20 protein-coding genes are annotated in these 13,901 nt (G+C 62.0%); 11 read left to right on the top strand and 9 right to left on the bottom strand.

What is annotated here, in order from left to right:
• Nucleotides 1-388: 388 nt before the first annotated feature.
• Nucleotides 389-1,030, top strand: coding sequence for a hypothetical protein (locus OHB12_RS23650; protein ID WP_327110774.1), 642 nt, complete (start codon nt 389-391; stop codon nt 1,028-1,030).
• A gap of 176 nt (nt 1,031-1,206) precedes the next feature.
• Here OHB12_RS23650 and OHB12_RS23645 read toward each other — a convergent pair whose 3' ends face one another.
• The 3 genes from OHB12_RS23645 to OHB12_RS23635 form a co-directional block, all read right to left on the bottom strand.
• Complete coding sequence (locus tag OHB12_RS23645; protein ID WP_327110773.1) at nt 1,207-1,602, bottom strand: hypothetical protein; 396 nt, start codon at nt 1,600-1,602, stop codon at nt 1,207-1,209.
• Nucleotides 1,603-2,358: 756 nt separating this feature from the next.
• Nucleotides 2,359-2,643 (bottom strand): hypothetical protein, encoded by a 285-nt coding sequence (locus OHB12_RS23640; RefSeq protein ID WP_327110772.1) that lies wholly within the window; start codon nt 2,641-2,643, stop codon nt 2,359-2,361.
• Nucleotides 2,644-2,653: 10 nt separating this feature from the next.
• Nucleotides 2,654-2,908: a hypothetical protein gene (locus OHB12_RS23635; RefSeq protein ID WP_327110771.1), complete on the bottom strand. Its 255-nt coding sequence runs from the start codon at nt 2,906-2,908 to the stop codon at nt 2,654-2,656.
• Between the two features lie 170 nt (nt 2,909-3,078).
• Here OHB12_RS23635 and OHB12_RS23630 point away from each other — a divergent pair, with 170 nt between their 5' ends.
• The 7 genes from OHB12_RS23630 (at nt 3,079) to OHB12_RS23600 (ending at nt 6,732) form a co-directional block, all read left to right on the top strand.
• Nucleotides 3,079-3,390 (top strand): hypothetical protein, encoded by a 312-nt coding sequence (locus tag OHB12_RS23630; protein ID WP_327110770.1) that lies wholly within the window; start codon nt 3,079-3,081, stop codon nt 3,388-3,390.
• Entirely contained in the window at nt 3,387-3,698 is a 312-nt protein-coding gene (locus OHB12_RS23625; RefSeq protein ID WP_327110769.1) for a hypothetical protein, read from the top strand. The genes OHB12_RS23630 and OHB12_RS23625 overlap by 4 nt, the downstream gene beginning before the upstream one ends.
• A gap of 222 nt (nt 3,699-3,920) precedes the next feature.
• Nucleotides 3,921-4,208, top strand: coding sequence for a hypothetical protein (locus tag OHB12_RS23620; RefSeq protein ID WP_327110768.1), 288 nt, complete (start codon nt 3,921-3,923; stop codon nt 4,206-4,208).
• Nucleotides 4,205-4,453 carry a hypothetical protein gene (locus OHB12_RS23615; RefSeq protein WP_327110767.1) on the top strand — a complete coding sequence of 83 codons (249 nt, stop codon included), beginning with the start codon at nt 4,205-4,207 and terminating at the stop codon, nt 4,451-4,453. The genes OHB12_RS23620 and OHB12_RS23615 overlap by 4 nt, the downstream gene beginning before the upstream one ends.
• A complete protein-coding gene (locus OHB12_RS23610) occupies nt 4,453-5,340 on the top strand; it encodes a hypothetical protein (RefSeq protein WP_327110766.1) in 888 nt (295 codons plus the stop codon). Before OHB12_RS23615 ends, OHB12_RS23610 begins: the two co-directional genes overlap by 1 nt.
• On the top strand, nt 5,337-5,804 hold the full coding sequence (locus OHB12_RS23605) for a hypothetical protein (RefSeq protein WP_327110765.1): 468 nt from the start codon (nt 5,337-5,339) through the stop codon (nt 5,802-5,804). Before OHB12_RS23610 ends, OHB12_RS23605 begins: the two co-directional genes overlap by 4 nt.
• 139 nt (nt 5,805-5,943) lie before the next feature.
• Nucleotides 5,944-6,732, top strand: a complete 789-nt coding sequence (locus tag OHB12_RS23600) for an oxidoreductase (RefSeq protein ID WP_327110764.1) — start codon at nt 5,944-5,946, stop codon at nt 6,730-6,732.
• A 155-nt stretch (nt 6,733-6,887) separates the two neighbouring features.
• On the opposite strand, the gene OHB12_RS23595 is transcribed toward OHB12_RS23600, so the two are convergent.
• Genes OHB12_RS23595 through OHB12_RS23585 form a run of 3 tightly spaced genes read right to left on the bottom strand, consistent with a single transcriptional unit; the run spans nt 6,888 to nt 9,088 of the window.
• The gene (locus OHB12_RS23595) at nt 6,888-7,877 is read right to left on the bottom strand and encodes a terpene synthase family protein (protein WP_327110763.1); all 990 of its coding nucleotides are present in this window, start codon (nt 7,875-7,877) and stop codon (nt 6,888-6,890) included.
• Nucleotides 7,878-7,926: 49 nt separating this feature from the next.
• Nucleotides 7,927-8,646, bottom strand: a complete 720-nt coding sequence (gene uppS / locus OHB12_RS23590; protein ID WP_327110762.1) for a polyprenyl diphosphate synthase — start codon at nt 8,644-8,646, stop codon at nt 7,927-7,929.
• A gap of 22 nt (nt 8,647-8,668) precedes the next feature.
• The gene (locus tag OHB12_RS23585) at nt 8,669-9,088 is read right to left on the bottom strand and encodes an ATP-binding cassette domain-containing protein (protein WP_327110761.1); all 420 of its coding nucleotides are present in this window, start codon (nt 9,086-9,088) and stop codon (nt 8,669-8,671) included.
• A 592-nt stretch (nt 9,089-9,680) separates the two neighbouring features.
• On the opposite strand from OHB12_RS23585, the gene OHB12_RS23580 reads away from it, so the two are divergent.
• Both OHB12_RS23580 and OHB12_RS23575 read left to right on the top strand, forming a co-directional pair.
• Entirely contained in the window at nt 9,681-9,857 is a 177-nt protein-coding gene (locus OHB12_RS23580) for a DUF6374 family protein (protein ID WP_327110760.1), read from the top strand.
• A 295-nt stretch (nt 9,858-10,152) separates the two neighbouring features.
• Nucleotides 10,153-11,154 carry a hypothetical protein gene (locus tag OHB12_RS23575; RefSeq protein WP_327110759.1) on the top strand — a complete coding sequence of 334 codons (1,002 nt, stop codon included), beginning with the start codon at nt 10,153-10,155 and terminating at the stop codon, nt 11,152-11,154.
• A 64-nt stretch (nt 11,155-11,218) separates the two neighbouring features.
• On the opposite strand, the gene OHB12_RS23570 is transcribed toward OHB12_RS23575, so the two are convergent.
• Nucleotides 11,219-11,860, bottom strand: coding sequence for a DUF5753 domain-containing protein (locus OHB12_RS23570; RefSeq protein ID WP_327110758.1), 642 nt, complete (start codon nt 11,858-11,860; stop codon nt 11,219-11,221).
• An 8-nt stretch (nt 11,861-11,868) separates the two neighbouring features.
• On the opposite strand from OHB12_RS23570, the gene OHB12_RS23565 reads away from it, so the two are divergent.
• Nucleotides 11,869-13,013, top strand: a protein-coding gene (locus tag OHB12_RS23565) for an IS3 family transposase (RefSeq protein ID WP_327109662.1) whose coding sequence is annotated in 2 segments (ribosomal slippage) — nt 11,869-12,145 and nt 12,145-13,013 — 1,146 coding nt in all. Because the reading frame shifts where the segments join, the coding sequence is not laid out codon by codon here.
• Here the strand turns inward: OHB12_RS23565 and OHB12_RS23560 are convergent.
• Nucleotides 13,006-13,356: a helix-turn-helix domain-containing protein gene (locus OHB12_RS23560; protein WP_327110757.1), complete on the bottom strand. Its 351-nt coding sequence runs from the start codon at nt 13,354-13,356 to the stop codon at nt 13,006-13,008. The two genes, OHB12_RS23565 and OHB12_RS23560, sit on opposite strands and share 8 nt — an antisense overlap.
• Nucleotides 13,353-13,901 carry a DUF6879 family protein gene (locus OHB12_RS23555; RefSeq protein WP_327110756.1) on the bottom strand — a complete coding sequence of 183 codons (549 nt, stop codon included), beginning with the start codon at nt 13,899-13,901 and terminating at the stop codon, nt 13,353-13,355. The genes OHB12_RS23560 and OHB12_RS23555 overlap by 4 nt, the downstream gene beginning before the upstream one ends.

Below are 13,901 nucleotides of genomic sequence, written 5' to 3'. Positions count from 1 at the left end.
CTGTACCGGCTCCGGCTCGTCGAACACTGAGCGGGAGATCAAGAACTGGGCCATAGAGTGGAGATTGATCCCCGAACCGGGAACGTGCTGGTTGCTGCCATTTTCTTGTGGAGCCGATGACGGGAATCGAACCCGCGCTGTCTGCTTGGGAAACAGCTATGGCACGGATTCAGGGGTACCCGGCCGGTCGATGGAGTCTCGTGTCTTGGTGGTTCAGTACATGTCTGTCCGACTGCGTACGGGGTACTTGTGACACGGTGGTGACACCGGAGATGCCCGGATCACCCTTTGCGTCCATGTCCGACCGCTGATGCTTCGGCAAGTAGCGGACCGCAGTCGCTGGCGATGGAAGCCATGATCGTCGATACTTCTGATTGTGGGTGCAGCGGTGATCAGTCTTGTGGTAGCGCTCGTCGGAGTCGCCGGAACACTCAGCGCCACATTCGTTTCGCAGCGTGCAGCATTGAAGTCCAAGCAGCTTGACAGTGCCGACCGAGGTCGTGAGCGCGCGGAGGAGAGAGCCGAGGCTGAACGACGCTTGACGTTGGAGGAGAAGCGAGTCGTCTACGTCGAACTCAACGCTTCTGCGCATCAGCTATGGATGGTGGCCCATGACTGTCTGGTCGATAGACATCGTGGTCTCGACGTCGACGTAGCCGAGTTGGATTCGGCGAGAACGAAATTTCTTGAGCTCCGTGCGCGAACGCAGATGATCTTGCCCAATCGTGCACTCGAAGTGGCTGATGAGGTCTACGACGGCTTCGGCCCGGCTTACCGTGTTGCTCAACGCCGTTGGGTCGAATTGAATGAAAACGCCGAAGCCTTCGAGAAGTTTCATAGCTGGTTCGATGGCCCGCTGAGGGAAGCGGTCACCTTGCTGCAGGACGTTCTTCGTGACGATCTCGGGGTGGTGCCGTACACGGGCGATGTAGACAACGAGTGTCAACGACTCGCCACGGAGCGGCTTGCAGCGTATTACCAATCGGGCTACGTAGTCGTGGGTGCACATCCCGGTGACAGCAGCAACTAGAACAAGCGGTCATGGCGACTTCTCTTCCCCTGCTTCCTACTACTGGCCATCCTGAACTGAGGGAGGTCGTGTCAAAGGCGCTCTTTCCCTTGACCCGGCCGAGTGAGGTCAGACAATCGGGCCATGAGGAGGCAGGGGTTTCCGCAACCACCACCGGATTCTCTGTTGGCGGTGGTTCAAAGCTGCGGGCGGCCTTCAGCGCCGTAGGTTCCGATGTCGTCGTCTTGGAGGTAGGCCGCGTGTTGTGTGTCGGCGCGGGCGGCGATCTCGGATGCGATCCTGCTATGTTCGAGCCACCGAATGACTGCCACCACAGCTACCACCACTACGGCCAGGATGACGCCACCCACGATGTTCTGGGGTTGACCGTTGATCGCGTTGCCGATCGCAACAGCGGCACCAGCCACGACACCAGCAGCCGCTATCCATTTCGGGTACCTGTAGATGCGGTCGGCCACCGATCGGTAGGCCTGCTTGGTCTCCTCGGGGTGCGCCAGACACCACCGGATACCCCAATACATGAGCGCGTACGGCCAGAACAAGATGAACAGAAGTATCTTGACGGTCTTCAATTGTTGTCTACTCCGGATTCTCGGCGTCGAAATAGGTGACGCTATTCAGGTCCGAGTCCGAGATGATCTCGTACACGACGGTTTTGCCTCGCCTGTGGGCGGTTTCGCTGTCAGTGGCGGGATCGGTGCGGCCGGCGAGTCCGCTGCGGACTGAATCGACGTCGCCGCCGCGTCAAGGGCCTGGGCCGCTTCCTTCCCTGCGGTGCCGACTATGGCCAGACATCCACCGGGCAGGAGCACGATGGTAGCGAGTAGGACCCACATACCTTCCGCTTCTTCGCCGGCTGCGGGTACGGCTGCCCGTGCGTCGGCTGCTGCGGGTAGGGCTGGTTCGGTCCAGTCATGTTGATTCCCCTTGGGTTCGGGCAGGGCATATTCCCCCCTGCGATGGACAGCCCCGTAGCGGGCTGTCGGCTGCACATCTGCGCGCAGCAAAACTCTGTTACTCGAGTCATAGCGTGTTTGAACCGGACACGCCGGGGTTATCGGTCCGGCCCAGTCGAGCGCGCCTCAATCACGCGTGGCCCACAGGGCGGGATCCACGGCGGGACAATGACGGTCACGGTGTGCGCGTGGATACCTGTGGACCAGGCTCATCGATGCCACCGTTCGACGAGGTGATACCGATGTTGGAAGGTGACCCGCGGGCGCAGGCGTCGACGCCGTGACCTGCGTCGGTCAGCCTGTCCGACGAATCCCGCCCCGCCTCCGTTGATTCGTAGGCGGGGCGGGATTCGCTGTATCCGGTCTACCGGTCTACATCTCCAGCTTCTCCAACATCCAAGTGCCGACGGCGTACGTGTCGTCAGCGGGGATGGCGCGCGTGTAGTGCAGGGGTGGGGTTATCCAGCGGATCCGACGCCACCCGCTGCAAGGTCGGATGACCCAGCCGCCGTATTCGCGGCGAGGAACCCACTGGTTCTCCCCGGTATAGCCGGGCTCGCGGGAGGCACGCCGAAATCGGTAGTAGAGGGTGAAGCGCAGCCGCCACCATCGGCTCGACCATGTGGTAGGGCCGCTACTGATAAAGACCACATCCATCGGAGTCAACTTAGCACTGGATGATGGCAGCCACAGTCTCCTTGCGGACCTCATCTGTCCCGGTGTCCCAAGTGGCCCGCATGACGATCTTGCCCTGCCACATGCCGGGTACGCAGTCCAGCGCCATCGTGGCGACGTGGACGCTCGGGTTGGGGATCTGCGTGACGATGGCGGTGTCACCCTTCGGCCTTGGGTTGCTGGTGCCCGATCGATGCCATAGCTGCAACTCGATGCGGAACTGAAGAGGGGCGGACGTGCATGTCACTGTTCCGCCTACGACGACGGCCTTGTGCAGCAGGTATGGCTCCTTGTTGAAGCCGAAGGTGCAACCCCGGATACCGGCGTCCCGGCAGAGACAAGCCGAAACCCGCACCGGACTTCACCCTGGCATGGCTGATCTTCGACGTGCTCAAGTGCGATCCGAAGACTGCGAAAGTGCGGGAACTGCGCACACTCGATACCGCGCCCGACGTCATGCCAGAGCCTGAGGAGCCGCAGACCTGGACGAACGGGCAGTCGGTCGCTGACCGTGCCTACGCGGCAGTCGGCAGCAAGCGCGCTCCGGCCAGGACACAGGCCGACATCGACTCCGCCGCCGAGAAGCTGCGCGCCGCAATCGCCTCGGCAGGCACCCGCGAGGAGCTGCAAGGCATCTGGAGGGAAGCGGCCGACCTGGGGGACGACTGGTGCGCCGTAATCCGCGCAGAGGCCGAAACCAAGGTCAGCATGTTAGGAGTCGCTGCGTGACCCGGATCGACCTACACGTCGGCTGCGGCAGCGACGCCGGATATCACCGCCACCGCCACCGCCACCGCCACCGCCGCCGTGGCGAGCAGCCATGCGAACACTGCCGAGCCGCGCACACCGTCGCGGCTCGGCGCCGCCGCAACCGCAACGGCCTGCACGGGCGGGGCCGCCATGTGGTCGTCGACGCCGCCCTATTCGCCGCTGTGTATCTCGAAACATCCGTGGCCCGACAGCTCGACGTAGAGAAGGCGATGGGTCGCACGGTGATCGACAAGCTCGTCGCACGGTTCGATCGGCGGGCATCGTGACGCGCGGCGAGTGGCAGGACTGGACGTTCTGCCATGAGTGCGGGAAGCGTCGATACCGGTCGAAACGGGCTGCACGGCAAGCGATCCGGATCACACCCGGCAACCGCATGTCCGCCTACCAGTGCAAAGTCATTCTCGACGGCTACCACGTCGGGCACCTGCCGCGCCGAATAGTCCGCGGTGAGTCACACGCGGCGAGCACTACGCCGACAAGTTCGCGGCGTGACCATACCGGCCATAGCCGTCGACCTCGCAGCATGGATCATCACCCGCTGCGAGGTCGGCCGCACCATGTGGCGACAGCGACCCGCCTGCGACCGTGCACCGGACTACGAGATCACACGGCACGACTGCGACGCACCACCGCCGTTCGGCGCCGACTCCTACATCTGCGCGCCACATCTCGCTGAGATGGCCGCATTGCCGTACCCGCTCGTCTGCTGCGGTGTGTGCGGCCAGACGTTCCAAACCTTCCGGCACGCCGTGCACGACGTCCGGCCCGCACGGTGAGCATCCCGACCGAATACCGGCCCGACCAACTCCGCACCTACAACCGAGCGCTGGCTGGGAAGCTCCCCGCCGAAGTGCTCACCCCCAAGGACCGTCGGCTACTTGTCCGCCAGCTGGTAGCCGACGGAATGACCAACCGCGAGATCGCCGAGCACACGCGATGGACCACCTACACCACTGTGCGCGTTCGCGAGTCGATCCCACTATCTCCCAACCAGCCCCGTACAGAGAGCAAGGCCGCCTGATGACCTGGTTCAAGATCGACGACAAGTTCTGGAGTTCCCCGCAACGACTCGGTGCCAGCTTCGCCGCTGTCGGCGCGTGGGCCACCGCCGGAAGCTACTGCTCCGATCAGCTCACCGACGGCATCGTGTCGAAAAACGCGCAGAAAATGCTCGGAATCCGCCCGAAACTCGCGAAAGAGCTGGTCGAAATCGGGCTCTGGATCGCGCACGAAAACGGCGATTTCGAGTTCAAAAACTACCTCGAATTCAACCCATCCAAGGCCGAAGTGGAAGAACGACGCGAACGCCTCCGCGAGGCAGGACGCGCAGGTGGGAAGCGGTCCGGACAGTCCAGGCGAGGCGAACCCGGCTGCCCGAACACCGAAGCGAACACGAAGCACCATGCTTCGCCATCGCTAAGCATCGTGCCAAGCGAAACCGAAGCATCGCCCGTTGAACTCCCGACCCGACCCGTACCAACTACTTCTAACGAAGTAGTTCAGAGAGAGCCGCGCAAAAGACGCGCGGTCACGCTCCCAGACGGCTGGATGCCGCCTCACGACGTCATCGACGCCATGCGCGCCGAATGCCCCACCGTCGACCTCCAGGCCGAACACCGAAAGTTTTGCGACTACTGGCTGTCCAAGGGCGAACGTCGCGTTGACTGGACAGCCACGTGGCGTAACTGGATTCGCCGGGCGGCCGAGAGCCCGCGCACTGTCGCCAGGCCCGCCAGTTGCCCGCCTAGCGCCACGCTGACCCCGGCAGAAATCAAGTTCGCGAAAGCCGAAGCGCTCAAGGAGAATCCGGACCCGCGCATCCTCGCCGCCGCGGGCATTTCCATGCCGGAACGCTCCGCGTCGCAGCTCGATGTGTGGAGCCAGACCGCCATCGAGGCCGCGGGATGACCCCCGATGAGATCCCGGTGCTGCTCCAGGTCGCCCAGTCCTACGACAGCCGCAACATCGAACGATTGATGCAATCCGCGTGGCTCGACGCCGCGCAACGCGCCAACTGGAACCGCGAGGAGGCATTGATCGCCGTCCGCGCCCACTACGCCGAATCGACCGAGCGGATCATGCCCGGCCACGTGACTGCGAGGATCCGCGCCGCGCGTCCGGCACCGGGCTACGCGCCTATGTACCAGCCCGCGATTGCAGCGGCGCCACCGGCGACGGAGGATCAGCGCGCCGCCGCGCGTGCGTTGTTCGAGTCGAATGACCGAACGCACGAACCCCGGAAGCCCGCAACTCGCCGCAGGCGTGGCGTGGAGCCGTCGACCATGCGGGAGACTGCGGCCGAGTCTGTTCGCGCGTTCACGGCCGACCTGGGCCGGATTCTGGACGGGCTACGGTCGAACGGGGACGCGTAGCTGTCAGTTGTGGGAGGATCGACGCCGTGATCGACTGGCTAGCAACGGATTTCACACTGTTGAAAGACTACTTCGTGCTCGCTCAGCGGCCCATTTTGCACCCCAATTATTGATCTGAAGGTCGAGAAAGGAAAACCTCATGGACCTCGGACTTGCCGGGAAAACCGCCGTTGTCACTGGAGCGAGCCGCGGAATCGGTCTAGCTGTCGCTGCAGCCCTGTCGGCGGAAGGGGCACGGGTGCTGGGCGCGGCCCGGAATATCTCTCCGGAGCTGGAAAAGGTCAGTGTGGCAGCCGTTTCCGCTGATCTGTCGACGCCCGAGGGTGCGACCGCAGTGGTGGACGCGGCGCTTTCGGAACTCGGTGGAATCGACATCCTCATCAACAACGTCGGTGGCGGCGACGCCCAGGAACTCGGCTTGGGTGGCTTCCTCGACATCGACGACCGGCAGTGGCGAAACCTCTTCGACCTCAACTTCTTCAGCGCCATCTGGGCCACGCGGGCCGCGTTGCCCAGCATTCTCGAGCGACGAGGCGCGATCGTCAACGTGTCCTCGATCTTCGCACAAGTACCAGCGATGGGACCGGTTGGTTACAGCGAAGCGAAGGCCGCGCTCACCAGCTTCGGCAAACGGCTCAGCGAGGAATTCGGCCCGCAGGGTGTGCGTGTGAACACCGTTTCCCCCGGCGTGGTCGGCACCCCACTGTGGCGTGGCGCCGACAGCTTCGGTGCGAGGGTCGCGGCGGCCAATGATGCAAAGCACGACGAGTTCCTCGCCGCCATTCCCGAGCTGTTCTCCATCGCATCGCTCCGGATCTCCGAGCCCGAAGAAGTTGCCGCGCTGATAACGTTTCTGGTGTCGGACAAGGCCGCCAACATCATCGGCGCCGACTATGTCATCGACGGCGGCACCCTGAAGAACGGGTAGACCCCGGCCGCGTGGGCGGCAGCTCGTGGCTGGTCTGCTCGGCCTTTCCGTTGTTGTTGAACCGAAACGGTGTCGTTGCCGCCGGTGCGAGGACGTTACTGCTGGTCATCGACTTTCGGGTAGGCAACTCGACCGTTTCGGGCCAATGGAATAATTTATACCTCGCTGTCCTGGCTGGCATATCTCGGCGATTCTCGGTGATGTCGCACGTACATTCCCATTGTGTTCCGGCATGTTTGTACCATGATGTCGACCGCGTCGCGCTCGCTGGCGGTGCTATTTATATATAAGGCACTGTCTTTCAATGAGCGTTCGGCTTCAATAAAATCGGTGGCGCGAGATTCGATCATATCAGCCACTTCATCGAATGCTGCTTCGACTGACAGATTTTTCTCTGCTCGAACGACGTGTATCAAGTTCACTTCACCGGCTGCGTCTTCCTTGTGATACGACGCCATGTCGTTCACCCAGGCTGCAATATCGCCCCAACTTTCGCGAAGATCACACATTTCGACGCTATCGTAAAGCGTATCTGATAATTCGATCCGGAGCATGAATTCGGCTAGATCCAAACATAGGTACATGGCGACCGAATTTCGACGCATCGAAATATACTCCCGGCGGCCCGGGACGTGCCCCTCTCGCCGGTTGTCGAGTTCGATCCCCATGGCCAGAATGCAGTCGAGAAAGTTTTGCCGTATTCGTCTCCGCCAGCTGTGTGATTGCCTGGGGTAAATCCGCTGCAGACATTTGGCCATAGTGTTTTCGAGTCCAGGGTCGATTGTTTCAGCCTGCCCTGTTTCGAGTATTCTATCGCAGCGAGAAATATCGCTTTGGAGGTCCTCCAGTGAGTCGTATTCATCGAATCCAATTCTATCGTCGAACAGGAAGCTCAATTCGCAAATTATCGTAAATACGACCAAGTCATCGGGATCGGAGTCCGGAAATGCCTGACACGCGACTCTTGCGCAATCTATTCCGCGCAACCGTTCCTTTTCGATAGCTGTGAGCGGCCCCAACCATTCCGTGCGCAATGACCGCGATTTCTCGTCGACCTGCTCCCAGAAGGGACTGATGCGAGCACCCTCGATATAGGTATCCTCGAACGGTAGGTTCGGGACTTTAGCTGCCCAATCCGTGTTCATAAATATCTCCAACTGATCATTTCAGGGTGGTGAGATGTCTATCCGGGGCCTATTGTAGCTGCGTATCCAATTTTTTATTGCCGTCGTCGACGGTTCCGAATCTTCGCACTCGTCGCTGATACTCGTGGATTGCATCCAACAGGTGATCAACGGTGAAATCCGGCCAGAGAGCAGGTGTGAACACCAGTTCGCTGTAAGCGAGCTGCCAGAGTAGGAAGTTCGAGATCCTGTTCTCTCCTGATGTCCGGATAACGAGATCTGGATCGGGCATATCCGGCGCGTACAGGTATCGACTCACCAGCTCGCTATTCAGATCCGCGGCATCCACGCCGTCCTCGATTATTTTGCGGATCGCATCGACGATTTCATCGCGGCCACCGTAATTATATGCGACGGTCAATGTCATTCCGGTATTGTTCTTCGTCGTCGATGTCGCATAGTCGATCGCCCTGCGTAGAGCGCGCGGTATGCGCATTTCCGCGCGCCCGATCCATCGGATCCGTATGTTATATCGACTGCAATCGTCGAGCCACCGGTAGATGGTTCGTTCGATCGTACTTGCAATGAATCTGACCTCGATTTCGGGACGCTGCCAGTTCTCCGCGGAAAACGCGTATACCGTGAACCATTCGATTCCCAGTTCGCATGCGCTTGTTATGAGATCATGAAATACTTGTGCGCCCTGGTTGTGCCCGGCGATCCGGGAGCCGTTGCGCAGCTGTGACCACCTTCCATTTCCATCCGGAATACAGGCGACATGCCGGGGCATATTAGCGGGGTCGAGAGGTGATCTACTCTGCATTGTGAACTCCGTGTCGAATCGGGGTGTCGATGCGAATGCGCCGCGACACGGGTACCGCCGCTGAGGACACCAGCTCGCTGGCGTACTTGCTGAACCCCAGGATCTCCATGATCTGTTCGGCGTAGCCCGTGTCGGTGGGACTGTAAGCGGTCTTGAAGAAGTCCAGGTGCTGGCGGACGGTGAGGGCGTCGTTGAGGACGACCTCCTGCGGGCAGTACCCGAAGCGGCCTCGATGCAGCACAGTGCCGTGATCCGGACGGAGTTCGCCGGAGAGGATCTTCAACGGGGTCGATCTGCCCGTGCTGTTTGCGCCCACGATTCCGGTCAGCATGCCGGGCTGCAGGTCGAGGTCCATGCCGCAGAGAACTTTTCGGCCACCGTAAGAGTGATGCAAGCCACGGATTTCCACTGTGCCTCCTTGGCGTGGGTTGCGTCGGGTTACGGAAGAATGCCCACGGCAGCGGGCGGGAGGTCGGCGTCCGAGCCGGTGGGCCATCCCAGGGGCTACCGGGCCGGGCGGGGAGAGCTGTTCCAGGCACTACGGGGAGATTGGTGCCGACTCACCACCGGTGGTCGCCGAGTGCGCGTCGCCCCGGTCGCGCTGACGCGTATCCCACACCTCGTCCCGGATTCGGGTTGGGCCGGGTGACGATCGCCCGGTATACCGGGCACATCCCGTATTCGACAGTGCCACAGCACGAGAATACGAGATGCAAGGGGGCTGCTGGTGCGCACGGCGGCTTGCCAGCGGTGCCAAGGGAATTGCCGGAGCCGTCGGGTAGGCGACGTGCTCGTCGACAGTCGTCGGCATGGCATCGCTCTCCGGGATGCCAGTCAGCGGCAGGATTTGTCGACTCGTCTGTGTCCGGAGAGCGCCGCGAGCCCGTACGGTCCGGCGGTTACCGTGGCGATCGCTGGCGCCTTCTACGACAAGGCGGGCGGGTCGGCGGAATCCGCCAGCTAATATAGAACGCATGTTCGAATAACGGTAGGGTCGGGTCATGCCCGAACTCACCCGACTCGACTTCGCCAAGATGCAGGTAGACGACGTGCGCCGCCAACTGCTCGATGCCGCCGCCTTCGGCAAGTTCCTCCCACCCGAACCACTTGAGATCATGGCGCGGAAGCTCGCCGAGGCGCTGCGTATCTACACCGAGGCCACTCAAGGTACGGAATGACGAACGCGGCCGACGACGCCCTGATAACCGCCGATCGGAAGGCCCTATGGCATTGCTGTCGTTGATGCGATCAACGTAGCAACCCGCGAAGTCATCACCACCGAGTTCGCCCGGTACCTGGCAGGCATCTGCCAGTGAGTTGGACTTTTGCCAGCGAAGTCGGCCCATCGTGAAGTCTCTGCCATGACAGCTTGCCCGTTCTGATCGAGTTCCATTGATGGGGGCGGGATTTGGCTGCCCCCAGCGAGGCCTCGGCCGGTCGATGGTGCCGGAGGGATAGTTATGATTGACCGCTGTGACCTCTGACCCTCAGCTCGCATCAGCCGGTGGGCAGTTCGGCGTCGTGTTGAACGATCTTGCGCATGAAGCCGACTTTCCGTTTGATCTCGGTGGATGGACTGTTGATCGGGCAACGACATCGGAGATCAACATATTCAGGCACCAGCTGGTGGCATTGAACGAGATCGCGTCCTATCATCATGGTTTGCCCCATGAGGCCACCATTGAGGTTGACCCGGGAGGGCGTGCAGCCTCCTATTCGTGGGACCTACCACCCGATAAGTGGCGTTATACGGTCGTTCGTCTGGACGGCGGGGACCCTGATGAACGTCACAAGTTGGACCAGGCGTTGCGCGTGTCACCCGCGGACCTCCGAATCACTGGGTGGGTTGAGTGGCAGAGCGCAGCGGCGGAGAAGAGCATCGGACTCAACGCCCCGGAGTGGGTTCACTGGCTCCGGCGGATGTTTGGTGAGCGTGCACCTCAATCACTGGATTTCGTTCGGGTGAAGGAGATTTTTGATGTCCGGCAGGCTCTGGACGAAGACCGTTATCCCAATATCGTGCGGGCACTGCAACTCTTCGTTCAGTACGACGAGCTCCGCGAGACGTCGGGCGCAAAGTTTCTCGGCCACTTCGCAGTCCTGGAGAGTCTGCTCAGCCACAACCCCGACAAGCATGATCCCGTGGACTCGATCACCCGCCAACTCAAACGGAATCTCGTTCTGCTAGATCACCGGATGCCGCCATCGGAAAATCTGGGTCTCACCGAGTTCGGCAAGAAGGGCCAGCAGGTGACGGCGGAGCAGGTGATAGGCAAGCTGTACTCAATACGCAGTTCCGTAGCCCATGGTGGCGATCCTTCGGGCGACCTGGCGTGGTTGAACGACCGTCGACCGAGCAGCTGGACGCCGCTGTCTGATCACGAGTACGGCTACCTGCGAAGAGTCACCCAACGGGTCCTGGTGGCCGCTCTCCGAGAGCCACAGCTGGTCACTGATCTCCGAGGTGTTGCCTAACCGAAGGACGCGACAGGATCCGCCCGGTTCGACGCACCTTAGGTGCGTGGTCACGGCGACCTCATCAGAGACGCGGAATGCCGCGTTGCTCCAGCGCGGCAGTGATCAGCGCACGCGCTTGGCCGCCGTAGCTGGCTTGCTGGTGTAACCGACTCCAGGTTTTCTCGTAGTAGGCGAGTTCCCGTGGCTGGGTGATGGTGAGACCGGCCGATATGGTCTCGACCTCGGCCATACGGGTATCGAGCAACACGAAACACGTTGTCGTGTAGATGAACGGAGCCGTTCTCGGGATGATGCCGAGACTCAGCCGCGGCAACGCCATCACATCAAGCAGGTGTTCAAGCTGGGTTCGCATTATCTCGTCGTCGCCGACAGTTGTATACAGGGCTTGCTCGCCGAGAAGGATAGCGACACGATGGATTCCATGGCGAAGGATCTGTTGCCGTTCGAGTCTGGCCTCGACAGCCCGGTCAACGTCATCGACGCCGCCGACGAAATCAATACACGTCTCCAAGATCGTGCGGGCATAGGGCTCGGTCTGCAGCAGGCCGGGAATCGCGGTGGGCTCGAAATTCCGGATCGTCTTCGCGCGTGCCTCAAGCTCGATACGGCGGCGTTGCTGGTGCGCGTGCCTGGCCCGTTCCCAATGAATGAGACCACTCGGTATTAGAGTCCCGTTGGCCCTGGTGAGGGCTGGAAGGGACACTGAGGGACATGGCAGGACGTAAGCGGCATTCCGCGGAGGACATCGTGCGGAAGCTGCGCCGTGCCGACGAGCTCGCTGCCGCTGGGCAGACGGGTGAGCAGATCGCTGCTGATCTGGGAGTGTCGGCGGCGACGTTGTATAACTGGCGCCGCCAGTACGGCGGGGTGGACACCGATGCCGCGAAGGAGCTCAAGGAACTGCGTGAGCAGAACGCGAGGTTGAAGCGGCTGCTGGCGGACGCGGAGCTGGAGAAGGACGCGCTGCGGGAGATCGCGAGGGGAAAATTTTAGGCCCGGCCAGCAAGCGGCGGGCTGTTGACATGCTCAAACAGGTGATGGGCATGTCGGAACGGTTCGCGTGCAAGGTGGTTGGGCTGCATCGGTCCACGTATCGGCAGCTGCCAGCTGCGCAGACCCCCGCCGATCCGGATGTCGGGTTGCGGGTCTGGCTGCGTTCCTATGCCACGAAACATCAAGGGCACGGGTTCCGGCGTGCGTGGGCGGCGCTGCGGTTCGATGAGGGCTCGCAGGTGAACAAGAAGAGGGTGCACCGGCTCTGGCGGGAGGAAGGCTTGCAGGTGCGGGCGCACTCGCCACGCAAGCGGGCGGGGTGCTCGACTACGCCGCTGGTTGATGCGGATGCACCGAAGGTGGTGTGGGCGTTGGACTTTCAGTTCGACTCCACCACGGATGGGCGCGCGGTGAAGATCGCTTCGATGATCGACGAGCACACCCGTGAATCGCTGCTTCACCTGGTGGAGCGCTCGATCACCGCCGAGCGGCTGGTGGCCGAGTTGCAGGAGGTGTTCACCGCGCGCGCTGGGCCACCGAAGGTGCTGCGTATGGACAACGGTCCTGAAATGATTTCCCATGCGCTGCAACAGTTCTGCGCCGACCGGGTAGGGATCGTCTATATCCCGCCCGGCACGCCGTGGAACAACGGCCATATCGAATCGTTCAACCGGCGGTTACGCAGCGAGTGCCTCAACCGCAACCACTGGACGAGCCTGCTCGAGGCCCGCGTCGTGATCGGCGACTTCAAGGACGAACACAACCGACGGCATCGGCATTCGGCGCTGGGCTATCTGACCCCTGCCGAGTACGCTGCCCGCTGCAGCCACACCCACCACCCCGTGGCCTGCAGCATCAACTGAATCCGGACGAAACAACCCGGACTCCAATGCCGGGTGGTCGCCTTATCGGGGACTGGTCATGCCCAGCAGCAGCGATTCGGCGCCATTCCTGCCAGAGTGCCTCGATGTTCGCAAGCGCGGCGCGCAGATCGGGCAGCAGGAGTTCGGCGTCGCATAGTTGGCACCAGGTCGCGATGTCACTTTCGGATGGGGTCTGTTTACCGTGCTCAATGCGTGAGACCTTCGCCGAATGCCAACCGGCCTCGGCGGCGAGCTGCACGCCGCTGAGGTGGGCAGCCTTGCGGACCTCGCGCAGGCGCGCGCCGAATGCGGCACGTGCCTGCTCGACACCGCTACTGCTCATCCACTCCACCCGCTGGGAGAGTAGACGGCGTGTGGAGTGGCCTTACTCCACAGTGCGTCCCGGACCCTGACGCAGCGGTCAACGATGGTCGGATCCTCGGTGAGCGCGGCGCCGACGAAGTCGCCGTCGGTGCCGAAGATGGTGAACGCGACCTCGGCGTTGTCGATCAACCACCATTCGTCGGTGGTGTAGTCGGCTTGGTCGACAAGGTGCCGCGGCAGCCACCGGATGTCTTCGCCGAGGCGCGCGTTGCGGTCGGTGAGCCCGTGCAGGAACCGCAGATAGTCGGTCAGGGGCTCCGACACAACCCGCACGCGGCGCATCGTCACGCCGCGGTTCGTGAGTTCGCTGACGAGTTCGTCCCACTCGCGCCAGCTGTCGGGGTAGGCGCCGGCCTCGAACGGCGGTAGCCCGGCGAGCACGCGGCGCATTGGCTCGGTTTCGTCGGCTACTGCTGAATGGTCGTCGGACACCTCCAGGTGGAACGCGTCGGTTCGCGCTTCCCGGATCAAGGTGTTGGTCTCGTCGATGGTCAGATACAGCAC

Origin of the sequence: Nocardia sp. NBC_01730, assembly GCF_035920445.1 — a bacterium.
Classification (GTDB): domain Bacteria; phylum Actinomycetota; class Actinomycetes; order Mycobacteriales; family Mycobacteriaceae; genus Nocardia.
This window is presented reverse-complemented; position numbering and strand designations above follow the sequence as displayed.

Coding starts and splice junctions, on each gene's coding strand:
- OHB12_RS23640 (WP_327110772.1), bottom strand. CDS start 2,643: ATGGATGTGGTCTTTATCAGTAGCGGCCCTACCACATGGTCGAGCCGA.
- OHB12_RS23610 (WP_327110766.1), top strand. CDS start 4,453: ATGACCTGGTTCAAGATCGACGACAAGTTCTGGAGTTCCCCGCAACGA.
- OHB12_RS23605 (WP_327110765.1), top strand. CDS start 5,337: ATGACCCCCGATGAGATCCCGGTGCTGCTCCAGGTCGCCCAGTCCTAC.
- OHB12_RS23600 (WP_327110764.1), top strand. CDS start 5,944: ATGGACCTCGGACTTGCCGGGAAAACCGCCGTTGTCACTGGAGCGAGC.
- OHB12_RS23595 (WP_327110763.1), bottom strand. CDS start 7,877: ATGAACACGGATTGGGCAGCTAAAGTCCCGAACCTACCGTTCGAGGAT.
- uppS (WP_327110762.1), bottom strand. CDS start 8,646: ATGCCCCGGCATGTCGCCTGTATTCCGGATGGAAATGGAAGGTGGTCA.
- OHB12_RS23580 (WP_327110760.1), top strand. CDS start 9,681: ATGCCCGAACTCACCCGACTCGACTTCGCCAAGATGCAGGTAGACGAC.
- OHB12_RS23560 (WP_327110757.1), bottom strand. CDS start 13,356: ATGAGCAGTAGCGGTGTCGAGCAGGCACGTGCCGCATTCGGCGCGCGC.